The organism is Chryseobacterium formosum (genome assembly GCF_026460885.1).
Taxonomy (GTDB): domain Bacteria; phylum Bacteroidota; class Bacteroidia; order Flavobacteriales; family Weeksellaceae; genus Chryseobacterium; species Chryseobacterium formosus.
Window position 1 is genome coordinate 1 of record NZ_JAOVZW010000029.1, and the last position, 13,800, is coordinate 13,800.

The 13,800-nt window shown below is 34.2% G+C and carries 11 protein-coding genes; all 11 read left to right on the forward strand.

The window, feature by feature from the left end:
* On the forward strand, positions 1–406 hold a 406-nt coding region (locus OF897_RS19580), incomplete at its 5' end, for a phage tail protein (RefSeq protein WP_267267354.1).
* 2 nt (positions 407–408) lie between these two features.
* Positions 409–876 (forward strand): phage tail protein, encoded by a 468-nt coding sequence (locus OF897_RS19585; protein WP_267267355.1) that lies wholly within the window; start codon positions 409–411, stop codon positions 874–876.
* Between the two features lie 200 nt (positions 877–1,076).
* Entirely contained in the window at positions 1,077–1,238 is a 162-nt protein-coding gene (locus OF897_RS19590) for a DUF5908 family protein (protein ID WP_267267356.1), read from the forward strand.
* On the forward strand, positions 1,238–1,957 hold the full coding sequence (locus OF897_RS19595) for a CIS tube protein (protein WP_267267357.1): 720 nt from the start codon (positions 1,238–1,240) through the stop codon (positions 1,955–1,957). The genes OF897_RS19590 and OF897_RS19595 overlap by 1 nt, the downstream gene beginning before the upstream one ends.
* 1 nt (position 1,958) lies before the next feature.
* A complete protein-coding gene (vgrG, locus tag OF897_RS19600; protein WP_267267358.1) occupies positions 1,959–3,704 on the forward strand; it encodes a type VI secretion system tip protein VgrG in 1,746 nt (581 codons plus the stop codon).
* 5 nt (positions 3,705–3,709) lie between these two features.
* On the forward strand, positions 3,710–4,000 hold the full coding sequence (locus tag OF897_RS19605) for a PAAR domain-containing protein (RefSeq protein WP_029297107.1): 291 nt from the start codon (positions 3,710–3,712) through the stop codon (positions 3,998–4,000).
* Between the two features lie 156 nt (positions 4,001–4,156).
* Positions 4,157–4,567 (forward strand): GPW/gp25 family protein, encoded by a 411-nt coding sequence (locus OF897_RS19610; protein WP_267267359.1) that lies wholly within the window; start codon positions 4,157–4,159, stop codon positions 4,565–4,567.
* 88 nt (positions 4,568–4,655) lie between these two features.
* The gene (locus tag OF897_RS19615) at positions 4,656–7,706 is read left to right on the forward strand and encodes a baseplate J/gp47 family protein (RefSeq protein ID WP_267267360.1); all 3,051 of its coding nucleotides are present in this window, start codon (positions 4,656–4,658) and stop codon (positions 7,704–7,706) included.
* A 21-nt stretch (positions 7,707–7,727) separates the two neighbouring features.
* Entirely contained in the window at positions 7,728–10,544 is a 2,817-nt protein-coding gene (locus OF897_RS19620) for a hypothetical protein (protein WP_267267361.1), read from the forward strand.
* Positions 10,534–13,506 carry a PKD domain-containing protein gene (locus OF897_RS19625; RefSeq protein ID WP_267267362.1) on the forward strand — a complete coding sequence of 991 codons (2,973 nt, stop codon included), beginning with the start codon at positions 10,534–10,536 and terminating at the stop codon, positions 13,504–13,506. Before OF897_RS19620 ends, OF897_RS19625 begins: the two co-directional genes overlap by 11 nt.
* 4 nt (positions 13,507–13,510) lie before the next feature.
* Positions 13,511–13,771 (forward strand): hypothetical protein, encoded by a 261-nt coding sequence (locus tag OF897_RS19630; protein ID WP_267267363.1) that lies wholly within the window; start codon positions 13,511–13,513, stop codon positions 13,769–13,771.
* Positions 13,772–13,800 lie beyond the last annotated feature (29 nt).

Here is a 13,800-nt window from a genome sequence, read left to right on the forward strand (position 1 = left end):
TGCCTTTGAAGTAGATTGGGGCGGAACAAAAGTAGGTTTTCAGGAAGTGAGTGGTTTAAATGCCGAAGCAGCTTTAATTGAATACAGACATGGTGCAAGTCCTGATTTTAGTAAAATCAAGATGCCGGGATTGAAAACTTTCAGCAACATTACTTTAAAGAGAGGAACTTTCAAAAGTGATAACGAATATTTTGAATGGTTTCAAACCATCCAGTTGAATACGGTAGAAAGAAGATCAATTACGATTTCACTTTTAGACGAAAACGGAGAGCCTGCAGTAACATGGAAAGTGAAAAATGCATTCCCTCTTAAAATGAATGCAACAGACCTGAAAGCGGAAGGTAATGAGGTTGCAATTGAAACTTTGGAGCTTGCACACGAAGGATTAACTATTGAAAATAACTAATCATGGCTCTTTTATATCCTCCAACCAGTTTCTCTTTTATTGTTAATGGGATTTCAACAACAGAGGGTATTGACTCCAGATTTCAATCTATTTCTGGTTTATCAACAGAAATTGTAACTGAAGAATACGCCGAAGGTGGCGAAAACAGATTTCTTCATCAACTTCCTCTGAGACCAAAATATGATAATTTAGTTCTTAAGCGTGGGTTAATCGTAAGTTCCGGATTGATAAGCTGGTGCAGAAATGCAATGGAAAACTTCCAGTTTGAACCTAGAGATTTGATCATTACTCTTTCAGGAGGATTACAATCTACAGCACCTTTAATGGTTTGGAATGTAGTTGGGGCATACCCAGTAAAATGGAACGTTTCAGAATTCAACGCAGAAGAGAGCAAACTTGCTATTGAAACAATAGAACTGAAATATAGATATTTCACAATACCTTCATCGTTAGCAAGCTTAGGCTTGTAATTTCTAAATCTAATCTAAGCACTTGAAAGTGTTTTAGTCTAAAGATAACTTTTAGCAAAATAATTTTTTCATAAAACAACAGATTGGTCTATTACAAGGCTGAACAGACTCTTCATGTGCTTAGATTTTTTAAAATAAATATGTTAAATCATTGGTTTTTAATGTTTTTGAATATTAAAAATTAATTAAAAACAAACGAAATGCCAATAGAAATAAAAGAGCTTCACATTAAAATAAATGTGGACGAAAAAGCAGCAGCCACGACAACTGAAACATCAGTAGATGTAGCAAAAATTATGCGGGCAGTTAGCGAAAGTGTAGAGCAGGCGGTAAATATTGAACAGCGTAAAAAAGAAAGATAATGATAGGTACAAAAGAAAAAGTAAAAATTACACCATATAAAAATTCTGATTTTAAAGAAGGTGAGAAAAGTACATCTTTTGAGCTTCTTATAAATCCGTCAGGTTATTCTGTCGAATATAAAACAAATTATAACAAGGAAGAAGCTATTGGTAAGAATACGACTGACTTTAAATTTGAATCCTCACCATCACCTTTTTTGAATTTAGAGTTTTTACTTGATGGAACAGGTGTAGCAAAATCTAATCCGGGTCTTAAGTTGATTAATAAAATTAAAGGAAATGATTTTACAAAAAAAACTGTTGCTGATCAGTTAAATAATTTTTATGAAGCAACAGGACAGTATGATGGAACAATACACAAACCTCATCATGTAAAAATCAACTGGGGAACACTCGAATTTTTAGGAGTTTTATTAGACTTTACAATAGAATATAAATTATTTACTCCGGAAGGATATCCTTTAAGGGCTATTGTAAAAGCAAAATTTGGAGGTTCGATAAGTCAAAATTTGGAAAAGGCATTATCAAAACCTTCTTCACCAGATCTCACCCACAAGAGAACGGTACAAGATGGCGATACATTGCCCTTAATGACTGAAAAAATTTACGGAGATTCTAAATACTATTTAGAAGTGGCAAAAGCAAATGGTCTTATCAATTTTAGACAATTAGAACCAGGGAGTGAATTATATTTTCCACCAATAGAAAAAGTTTCATAAGATGAATAATAGCGGATACATAAAAACAGCAAAAAATCCAGACTTAGTAACTTTTAAAGTAATGTCCGGAGGTACAGAATTGCCCGGAAAGTACGGTGTGAAAAGCATTGTTGTAGAAAAAGAAATCAACAGAATTCCTTATGCCCGCATTGTCATTTTAGACGGAAGTGTACCGGAACAGGATTTTAAATTAAGCAACGAAGATCTGTTAATTCCCGGAAAAGAAATTGAAATCACTGCAGGATATCATTCTGAAGAAGAAACCATTTTTAAAGGAGTTGTTGTAAAACACAATATAAAAGTTAGAAGCGGTTCTTCATACCTCATCATCGAATGCAGAGATAAGGCTGTGAAAATGACTTTAGGAAGAAAAAGCAAATATTTCTACGAAAGTAAAGACAGCGATATCATCGAAGAATTGATTGGCAAAAGCGGTGCTAAAGCAGATGTTGAAGCGACTTCAAATTCACACAAAGAATTGGTTCAGTATCAAGCTTCTGATTGGGATTTTATGCTAACCAGAGCACAAGCAAACGGTAAATTGTGTTTTGTTGATGATGGAACTATTAAAGTTGCTAAGCCTGATTTTAGTGGAAAAGAAGTAGAAACAGTAGTCTACGGATCATCTGTCCATGAATTTGATGGCGAGATTGATGCAAGAGATCAATTCAATAAAATTACAGCTAAAACATGGAGCTATACCGATCAGGAACTTACAGAAGTTGAAGCTCAAGATCCGGCAATTAATCTTAATGGAAATCTCTCATCAGGCGATTTGGCAAAAGTGTTCGGAATTGAAGATCTTCAGCTTAAACACGGCGGAAATCTTACTCAAAGTGAATTACAAGATTGGAGCGATGCGAAAGCAACTTTCCAACAGTTGGCTAAAACCAGAGGTAGAGTAAAATTTCAGGGAATTCCATCGGTGAAACCGGGAGTGTCATTAACACTACAGGGAGTTGGAAACCGATTTAGCGGAAAAATTTACGTTACAGGTGTTCGTCACGAAATCGCCGAAGGAAATTGGCTGGTTGATGCTCAATTCGGGCTTTCTCCAACATGGTTTTCAGAAACTTATGATGTCAGCGAAATGCCTGGCTCAGGAATTATTCCTTCAATAAGCGGACTGCATATCGGTGTTGTTTCACAATTAGAATCTGATCCGGATGGAGAAGATAGAATTTTAGTACAAATCCCAATCATTAATAATGAAGAAGAAGGAATTTGGGCAAGAGTTGCTACGCTTGATGCAGGAGAAAACAGAGGTTCGTTTTTCAGACCTGAAATTGGAGATGAGGTGATTATCGGATTCATTAATGACGATCCCAATGATGCAGTGGTACTCGGAATGTTAAATAGTAGTGCAAAACCGGCTCCCATTGTAGCTTCTGATGATAATCATGAAAAAGGATTTGTTACCAGAAGTGAAATGAAAATGATTTTCAATGACGACAAGATTTCATACACACTTGAGACACCAAAAGGCAAAAAAGTAATTGTAGATGAAGATGCCGATGTTATTAAAATTCAAGATGAACATTCTAATATTCTTACCCTTAATAAAGATGGGATTAGTATAGAAAGCGGTAAAGACATCAAAATCAAGGCAAAAGGTGACATCAGTATGGAAGGAGTCAATATCAATGTAAAAGCAAGCGCTCAATTGAAAGCTGAAGGTAGCTCAGGTTCTGAATTGAAATCAGGAGCAGTAACAGTAGTAAAAGGATCTCAAGTAAAAATTAATTAATAATCATGAAACCGGCAGCAAGAATTACAGATATGCACACTTGTCCTATGGTCACAGGAAATGTACCACATGTTGGAGGACCGATAATTCCCGCAGGAGAACCGACCGTGTTGATCGGAGGAAAACCTGCAGCCAGAGTAGGAGATAAAGCAGTATGTACAGGTCCATTAGATACTATTGCATCAGGATCTTCAAGCGTTATGATTGGCGGAAAACCTGCTGCAAGGATGGGAGATTCTACCGCTCATGGAGGCGTAATATCCGCAGGTGAAGCTACTGTTTTAATAGGTGGATGATATTTAAAGATGGTTTTTATTTAATCATAAGTCATCATTTAAATATAATCTGACTAAAAATAAAAATGTAAAACATCCATAACAAAACGGTTACAACCATGAAAACTCTATGTTACAGATGCAAGATGTTACAATCAAATATAATACAAAAAACGTATGAAAATAAATACAGATTTTTTAGGAATAGGCTGGAGTTTTCCGCCTGAGTTTAATGAAATCGAAGGAAAACTGGCAATGACGACAGATGTGGAAGACATTAACAATAGTCTTAAAATTTTATTGTCAACACGACCAGGTGAACGTGTAATGTTCCCTAATTATGGATGTGATTTGCAGGAAATGCTTTTTAAATCTCTGGACTTAACGTTGATCACCCAAATGAAAGGGATCGTTGAGCGTGCAATTTTATACCATGAGCCTAGAATAAACATTTTAAATATTGAAATCGATACCCAGGAAGAGCTTGAAGGGGAAGTTTTAATAACAGTTGACTACGAAGTAAGAAATACGAATACAAGAAGCAATATGGTCTTTCCTTTTTATAAAGGTGAAGCTACTGAAATATAATGAATTACGGGAGGTCTGTAGCCATTTTGAATACTACCAACATTACAATAAGTATTGCATCTGACCATAGAAAGATAAATATAAACAAATGAAAAAAACAGATACATTTTCACATTATCGTGAAGGAAAATCACAAATGCAGCGCTTTTTAGCAGAATTAGATCCTGGTAATCTCGAATTACACGATTTCGATTTGTTTGATTGGCTATTATTCGCAAACAATTTTGCTAAACATGTAAATTATTTTGCTAAAGATAATAGTACAACATCACAAAAAAAATGGGGAAATTTCTTCTTGGGTGATGATAACAATCCTATTCCGCGTAGAGAAAGCGTAGAGTATAAAAGTATGAAAAAACAGGTTACAGATCTTATTTCCCAATTTGAACAAGACAGCAACTTGACTCCCCATCTTACATTATTTGTTTGCTTTTTAAAATTATTAGATTTCTCAAAAAAAGCGTTCAATAATTTGACTAAAAGGCATTTGGATTTCTATTACAACGAAATACTTCAAATTGAAAAAAACGATGCCAAATCCGACAAAGTCTATGTAATCTTTGAATTGGCAAAAAAAGCAATTCAGGAGAAAATCCCTTCCGGAACATTGCTGGATGGTGATAAAGACACTAATGGAAAAAAACGTATTTACAAAACCGGAGATGAACTTATTGCCAATCAGGCAAAAGTAGTCGAGATCAAAAGTCTTTTAAATGATGTTGAAAATAGAGAACTGAAAATGGCTCCGGTAGCCAACTCAGCTGATGGCTTGGGAGAAAAATTACCTGAAGAAAGCAGCTATTGGTGGCCATTCGGATATAATTCTGATGAAACAATTTCAGATAAATCTATTTATAAAGAGCTTCCAAAAGCCAAACTGGGATTTTCTATAGCATCATCATTGTTTGATTTAAAAGAAGGTGAAAGAATAATCACACTTAAAATCGATTTTGTGAAAAATTCTGCGCAAAAATTGCAAGGCATTCCAGATGAAGATATTCAAAACAATATCAAAGTGCTTTATAGTGGAGAAAAAGAATGGTTATCAGGAATCGGTTTAAAATGTAATAAAAACGAAGAACAACAGCTGGAACTTTCTTTTACCTTACCAAAAGATTCCCCTGCAGTTGTAAAATATAATAACCAAATACATGGAGAAACTTTTCAGACTGAATTTCCTGTTGTAAGATTGATGATCGAAGGAGATAAATACTACGATATTTACGAAGCACTTTCAGAAAAACTAATAAAAAATATAGAAATATCGGTTGATGTAAAAGGAGTAAAGTCGATTGAGATTGAAAACGATAATGGTGCTTTAAATTCAGAAAAACCTTATTATCCTTTCACTGCACAACCTGTTAAAGGATCTAATTTTTATATCAAATGTCCTGAATTGTTTTCAAAAAAATGGCAGAATGCAGACATTACCATCAATTGGAAAAACACTCCGGATTCTATTAAAGATCTGTACAGTGGATATGTCATTAAGCCTAATCAAAATGTTAGCTTAACAGATTTTAAGGAATTAAAAACCCCCGTTGTAGCTTCTGATTCTTATTTTAAAGCAAATACTGCATTGTTGGAAAACGAAGTTTGGAAGGAGAAAGAAAATGATATTGATGTATTTAAAAAAGTAAGAAATGGCTATCAAACTCAATTTTCAGTCAATAATACAAGTGATGAAACTGGTGCAAGTGAATCTATTAGATTAACATTTAATCAATCATCATTACAGGATGTATATCCTAAACTGTACACATTGGCATTATCGAGCGGTGCAGAAAGTGGAAAGCTTATTCCTAATGAGCCTTATATTCCTTTTGCTGAAGATATAGAACTGAATTACAGTGCAAAAGAAAGTGCTTATTCATACTTAAGAAAAGATACCGATGGGACAGCTTCAAAAAGCGAAGGGGTACAATTGTATCATGAAGATGCATTCGGACAATACGAAAAAGAGGTTGAAGCAAAGAATATTGTACCTGTACATCAAAATGGAGGTGAGTTGTACATCGGTTTGGAAGCAACACCAAATACGACAGTTTCATTATTAATCCAGATGTTGGAAGGGAGCGAAAATGCTTTAGCTGACACTTTTGATGAAAAGGAGTTTATTGAATGGCATGTGCTTTCTAAAAATACATGGGTTGATCTTTCAGATTATATGTTGCAGAACGAAACCAGAAAATTTTTAGAATCCGGGATTGTAAAGTTTAAAATTCCTAAAGATATCAACACAAGTCATACAAGATTTACTGACGGTTTGGTTTGGATCAGAGCGAAATCAAGAAGAGATTACGATGCTGTCTGTAAAATTCAGGGAATTTACACTCAGGCTGTTTTAGCAACATTCCAAAATCAGGACAATGATCTGTCTCATTTAAATAACGGATTAGCTGCTGAAACCATTTCTAAACTAATTACAAGAGTTCCTCAGGTAAAATCTGTTAGCCAGCCTTATAATTCGTTCGATGGTAAATATCAAGAAACAGATGTAGAGTTTTACAGACGTGTGAGCGAAAGATTAAGACATAAAAATAGGGCAATCACACAATGGGATTACGAGCATTTGGTATTACAGGAATTCCCGGAAGTTTATAAAGTAAAATGTCTAAATCATACTTCTGAAAAATCTTATATGGCTCCAGGTCATGTAACCTTAATGGTGGTTCCGAATATTAAAAACAAAAATGCTTTTGATGTCTATCAACCGAGAGTGAGCAGAGCAAGTCTGAATAAAATTCAAAATTATGTAAATGAATTAAATACGCTGCATGTTACTGCACAAGTGGTTAATCCAAATTATAAAGAAGCAAAGGTAGAAGCAAAGGTGAAATTTTTTGATCAGTATGACGAAACATTTTATCTCAAGCAATTAGATGAAGATATTAAAAAATACATTTCGCCTTGGGCTTTCACAGATGCAAAAGATATTGATTTCAATATAAAACTGAATGTTAATCAGCTTATTAACTATCTGGAGCAACTGTATTATGTAGATTATATCGATGGTGTAACAATATTGGTGAATGATGTTCCACAAAAACAATCGTTGATTGAAGTAGATCCAAAATCAATTCTGGTATCGGCGAAGCAGCACAAAGTTACTATTACAGATCATGTATGTATTTCATAACAAATAGAAGAAAATATAATTATGTCAGAAAATAAGCACATTAGTATACCCAAAAATATAGAAACCGAAGATCAGAATGATTTTCATTTTCTACGAAGAACAGGTATAGAATACATCGAAAAATTAGGAGGAAAACTTTGGACTGATTATAATTCTCACGATCCCGGTATTACCACTTTGGAAGTGTTGAGTTATGCCATTACAGATTTAGGTATGAGAATGAATCTGAATATGGAAGATATCCTGACTTCTGAAGATACAAAAAAAGATATTCATACTCAGTTTCTGAAAGCTACGGAGATTCTTCCTTCAAGACCTTTAACGGAGCTTGATTACAGAAAATTGTTTATAGATATCGCAATGTCAGCAGGTCACAAAAGACCTATTCGTAATTGCTGGCTTGTTCCTAAAAATGAAACGTTATATGTTGACTGTGAAACAGGAACGCTTGATTTTAATCCTATCGGAGAAAGAACAAAACATTTTGATGTGAAAGGTCTGTATGATCTTTATGTAGATTATGCCGAGGATATTGATACAAGTGAAATTGGCTGCGGAGATTCTAGTGTTAAAGCTATGATTTTGGAGCGTTATCATGCCAATAGAAGTCTTTGTGAAGATTTGGTTGAAATTAAGCCTGTTGAAACGCAAGATGTTGCAGTTTGTGCCCGCATCGGACTTGTAAATAAAGCAGACGAAGAGCTTGTACATGCTAAAGTATTGAAAACGGTTAATAATTACCTGTCTCCGGAAGTTCACTTTTATTCATTAAATCAAATGCTGGATAAGGGTCTGTCTACGGATCAGATTTTTGAAGGACCGCTTTTGGATAACGGTTTTATCGATACCGAGGAACTGAAAAATAGTCAGTTAAGAAGTGAAATTCGTCTTTCTGATATCATCAGCGAAATCATGAAAATTGATGGAGTAAAAGAAATTCATGAAATTTCTATTGCAGGTTGCGACAGTATCATTACACAAAACAATGACTGGGTAATTTGTATTGAAAAAAGCAGAAAACCGGAACTGTGTGATTTGAGTTCATTCAGCTATAGCAAAGGTTCTCTTCCGTTAAATATCAATGATAAAAAAGTTCAGGAGTATTTAGAAACTCTTAAAAGAGAAGAAGAAGTTCTTAGAAATGATGCAAGACAGAATAAAGAATTGGTTTTACCACAAGGTACTTCTTACGATTTATCAAACTATGCTACTATTTTAAATGAATTTCCGGATACTTACGGAGTCGGGGTATCAGGAATTATTGGAAATCAAAATCCTGAGAGAGAAGCTTTGGCTAAACAAATGAAAGGATATTTGCTGTTTTTTGATCAGATTCTTGCCAGCTACTTCAAGCATCTCGAAAAAGTAAAAGAAGTACTAAGTGTTGGAGGTAATTTAACAAGAACTTATTTCACACAAGCCCTTAAAAATATTAAAGGTTTTGATGAATTGGTTTCTAATTATGATACCGATTGTGATAATAATCTTACCGATTCATTGTATGAAGAGCTTGATAATAGTGTAGAGCGCCGAAATGAGGTTTTAGATCATTTGATTTCCCGTTTTGCCGAAACATTCAGTGATTATACTTTTTTGATGAAATCATTGTATGGAAATTCTGCCGATGAAATTGTTTTAAGCAATAAGCAAAATTTCTTAAATGAGTATAAATCATTAAGTAAAGACAGAGGATTAGGCTACAATTATACATTGTTTGGAAATTCAGATGTTTGGAATACAGATAATATTTCCGGTGCACAAAAAAGAATTTCCCGTTTGTTGGGACTTAAAGATTACACCCAAAGAAATTTATCTCAATCGCCTGTTTCAATTATCAAAACGCAGGATACTGATGGTAAAGATAAATACACATGGAAGATAAAAGATGTGGATAACAATATTATTTTATCATCTGTTAACAGTTATAAAATTGAATATGGGGCAACTAAAAACCTGAATGAATCTATTTATCAAATGATTCAAATCGATGAGGAAGATCTTAAAAATGCATTAGACGCATTACAAGAAGGTCAGTCGAATTATGAATTAATCGGAAACATAAAAATCCGTTTTTCCGGAGGAGGTAATTATTATTTTGATGTTGTAGATGATACCAAAGAGAAAAATGTAATGGCTACTCACAAGAGAAACAATCCTTATTCAGATATCGGAACATTAAAAACTGGAATTAAGAATACGATAAAGTATTTCAAATATGAATTTACAGAAGAAGGTATTTTCCTTGTTGAGCATTTGTTGTTGAAGCCAACAATTAAAAATTACAAAGCTATGGGTGGAATCGGCTGCATGTCTATTGAGGAAACTTTCAGAGTAGCATACGATATTGAGCCAGAGACTCCTGTAATCAATCCTTTAAAACCTTCTGAAGCTCTTATGTCTTCTTGTGAAGAAGATTGCGAAATAGATGTTTATGATCCTTATTCTTACCGAATAAGTGTCGTTCTTCCTGGTTTTGCTTATCGTTTTCAGGATCCTGATTTCAGAAGATATGCCGAAACGGTTATCAGACAGGAAATTCCGGCTCATGTTTTAGCAAAAATTTGCTGGGTTGGAGATCGATTTAGTGAAACAGAAGCGGCTCAGAATGATTTGGCTGAGTTTGAAGTAGCTTTCAAAAAATATCTTTCAGATAAGTCGAAAAACAATACTGCAAGCTTAGGTCATAGTATTAAGGCTTTATTATTATCTCTTACGCATTTGAACAATATTTATCGACCTGCAAGATTATTAGACTGCGCAATGGATGACGACAGCTTAAACGGAAAAATCATATTAGGACAATCAAACATATACAAACCGAAAAAAAATGAATACTAAACTAGACAATATTACAACCCAGTATAGAAAGTTTAACGAAAATCAAGCCTTGACAGAAGGACAATTAAACGAATTTATAGACTATTTTGAAGATCAGGACAGACTATCGAGAACTCGTTTAAGCGGTGTAGGAGTTGGCTGTGGTTTTAAATCAACTTATACAGATTTTATCTTACAACCTCAAGCTTTGAGCGAAAGAGCTTCAGCTGATGAACCAATCGAAATAGATCTTCATACGATTGCAATTACGCAGGGTTTTGGGGTTACTACAGACGGAGACTTAATAACGTTATGCCGAAAAAATGATAAAGAAAAGACTACTATAGACTTCGATACTAATATTTATAAATATTATAGAGATTATAACGATGAAGTCAGATACAAGCATTTTCGTATTGGAGATACACAGATTCCTCTTTTGGAATTGGTTACACAGGCAGAATATAGTCAGTTAAAAAATAGTGGTAGAAATGTCGATGATTTTAAACTTTTAAGTGAAATCAACAATATTTATAATAAAATTGTAATTCTATATTTAGAAAGTTATTCCAATGATGAAACTCCGTGTCAAGATGCTGATTGTGACAATAATGGAGCTGAACAGGTTTCTAATCTAAAAGTACTTTTAGCAGATTCTGAGTCAGTTGAGGATTTAATCATGAGAGGTGATGCAAAAGACACAATTTATAAACTCCACAATTCTTATGAAGAACTCTTCAATGAGTTACCAAATATAGAAGCTAAAAGGGTTATTTTAGATTCAAGTATTGTAAGAGCATCAGAATTAAAATCAAGATTTCAAAATGCGATCGGTACCGTTGGAGATTTAACTGGTGGTTTTGATGCTATTGCAAAGGCTTTCAATATAGGTGTTGATTTAGGTGGAGAATCAGTATTTGGTAAATTGAATTCTTTAGTATATCCTAAAACATCAGGTTTGTTAGATGATTATCAATACAGATATGATTTATTTAAAGATTTAATTGATACTTACAATGAAATCAAAGGACTGGTTTTACATCTGGATGTTGATTGCTGCCCAAATATCGGCTCATTTCCAAAACACCTTTTGTTAGGTTCGGTTGGTGCAAAATTGGAATTAGGAGAGCAGACTCCTTATCGTCACAGTTTTTACAATTCACCGGTAACGACCAATCATGACGAAAATTATGAAAAAATCGTAATGCTTGCCAATCGTTTCGTAGAAAAGCTCAATGGATTTCAATCATATATCGGACCTATTAAAATTACCCCTTCTAATCTTTACGTAAGATTGGGTGATAAAGCAATTCCTTATTATTATAATGTAGATAAACCATTATTGACTAAGTGGAATTTTGAAAAGACAAAAACCGATAGAGAAACTTATAATTTAAGTTATCATACAACCAATTTAGCCGGAGAAAACTTTATTCAGGATCCTTTAAATTATAATATTGATGACAACGACTTCTATAGAATTGAAGGGCATTTAGGATTGCCTTTTGAAACTGCAGTGCAAAATATCAATGATCTTAAAGTGAAGTATGGGTTGGCTTTTGATGTTATTGTATTGCTTTTAAATGATGGTGAAAAACGAGATGATGTTGTTGTTACAGAGCCTAAAAAAGTATCCATTGAAGAACTTAGAAATCAATTATTATCAATTTCTAATGATATTAGCAAAAAAACAGGCGATTCAAAAGATACTTTACTTAACTTATCTAAATTAGACAGTCAGTTAAGATTATTAAATAAGGCTAAATTTGAAACCACTTCAGGGTCATCAGAAGATGTTACCGTTGTAAAAGAAGATCCTAAAAAAGAAGAAATTACTACTGAGCTTTTAAGCGAATTCTTAGAGAGAAAATCAGGTTTGGAACACATTTCGGGGGTAGAACCAGGCGCAACTTTTGTTTTAATTGCAGAATCTAAGACAAAAAACCAGGTTCTTGCAGATTTCTCCTTACCATACTTATGTTGCTCTAAAAAAAATCCGGTATTTTTATCATTGCCATCAGGTAAACTTTGCCAAAGTGAGAAACCTGTTCTTATGACAATTGTTCCGTTGGATGGTCAGGTAAAAGCATTTGTGAATGGTGTACAAATACCTGCAATCACACAAACCGGGGGACAGAGTTTATTTGATCCTAGTTTGGTTGGTGTAGCTTATTTTGGACAAACAATTACTTTCACCGTTAATGATGATCCTGTAGATACTCAAATGGTTGTACATGAAGAACCAAATCTTGTAGTAACAACAGGTACTCCGGTAAATGGAGAAAATCCGACAAATCCATCTGCAACTGTAACATTTAGTCTTTCCGGCAGCAATTTAGGTAATCTTAATTATTCATGGAATTTCGGTGATGGTCAATCAGTTACAATAAATAAACCTACCCCAGAATCAAACGGAACTGTAAACCAGTCTCATACATATAATTTGGTAGCGGGACAAGAAGATACTTTTAGCCCGATACTAACTGTAAGTAATGATAACGGATGTAGCAAACAATATGCAATAGCGCCGATAAAACTGAAAGGTCAATCACTAATTCAATGTTTATCAAGTTTAGAGATTACCATTCAATACAATGAGAGTTTAGGTCCATGTCCGGGAGGGCACAGATGTAATAGTGCAAGATTCAGCTTAATGGCCAATGGAGTACTTAAAATTGGTGATGTAAATCTGAACAACTCTAGTGAGACTCTTCAGGCTGGGCAATCACGTCCAAATGGTGAAACTAGAGGTCCAAACAGGATTAATACAATCCAAATAAGTTCAACTGATGCACAGGCTATTGCTGCAACGGATCCGAATGGAACCGGTTTTATATCATTCTCTTTAGTATGTGCAGATGCGAGTTGCCACGATGGGGTTGCATGGACTACATTGAAACTGGGTGGAGTTGTAATTTATGACGGATGTCCACGAAATAATTTCTTAACAATTAATCCTTGTACAGGAGAAGTAAAACCATAATATTATGAAATTGATTGAAACATATGAAATGGATGGAAATGTTATAGGGGTGAACAGCCTATTGACAACAAACAATGCGGTTATCGATATAAAACAGATCTTTATTTTGAATGGTGTAGTGTATGTGAGTTTTGATACTCAAGAGGAAAGAATCCTGATCACTGAAACAGCAGAGACGTTTATCAAAAAAAATAAAGAATATTTGGCTACGTTAACCAAAAAAGTTGTTACGGTTCATCATTGTAAATGTCCGAGTTGCCAATAGTTTTTGTAACGATTCAATCGGGAAAATAA